We start from the raw sequence: 831 nt of genomic DNA on the forward strand, positions 1-831 counted from the left end.
GCAAAGGTAACAAGCATAATGATTAAAAAAAAGGCTGCATCGCGGATACGCTTACACTTGCCGCTGAAAAGGCAGAAGCCGAGAAAGCTGCTCTACAAAATACACTTGCCGGCACGCCGTCGGAAACTAAAATCACAAATGATTATCATCTCTCCCTGCGTGCCAACCTATTGCGCTGGGCTACCCTGACACCCGATTTAGGACTTGAATGGCGCATCTGCCCATCGTGGGGCATTGCCGTAAACGGCTCGTGGACTTCTTGGAGTTGGAATGACAAAGACCGTCGCTATGCACTCTGGGAAGTGGCTCCGGAAATACGTTATTACATGGGTGAGAAGAAAGCCTGGTATCTGGGTGCGATGTTCAAGGCCAGACAGTTCAACTACAAGCTCTCCGAAACAGGCAAGCAGGGCGACCTGATGGGTGGCGGCATCACCGCCGGCTATCAGCTGCGGCTGAACAAGGCACTGGCTCTTGATTTCAACCTCGGTTTGGGCTACCTGAATGCCGATTTCGAAAAATATGAAGTCATCGATGGTGTGCGCGTGCGCTGTGGCAACGAGACAAAAAATTGGTGTGGCCCCATCAACGCCGGTGTGACATTGGTATGGAAGTTATTCTAATACGGAGGAATAGACTATGAAAGCAAGACAATATATAAATATGGTAGGAATGGCAGCCGCCGTGCTACTCTCTTCCTGCGTAAAGGACACGCTTTATGACACGCCGCATCCCGACTACGGGAAGATTGCGGTGACAGCCGACTGGTCGGCCTACGGTGAGGGTATCAACATACCTGCCACGTGGACGGTCACCATGGGCGACTATACG

General features: G+C 51.5%; 2 pseudogenes. Both read left to right on the forward strand.

From position 1 onward, the window contains the following. Positions 1–41 precede the first annotated feature (41 nt). Positions 42–623 (forward strand): annotated as a pseudogene (locus tag KTQ90_RS13485) (DUF3575 domain-containing protein); the annotation flags it as partial. A 16-nt stretch (positions 624–639) separates the two neighbouring features. Then, positions 640–831, forward strand: a pseudogene (locus tag KTQ90_RS13490) (FimB/Mfa2 family fimbrial subunit); the annotation flags it as partial.

The organism is Leyella stercorea, assembly GCF_019052365.1.
Taxonomy (GTDB): domain Bacteria; phylum Bacteroidota; class Bacteroidia; order Bacteroidales; family Bacteroidaceae; genus Prevotella.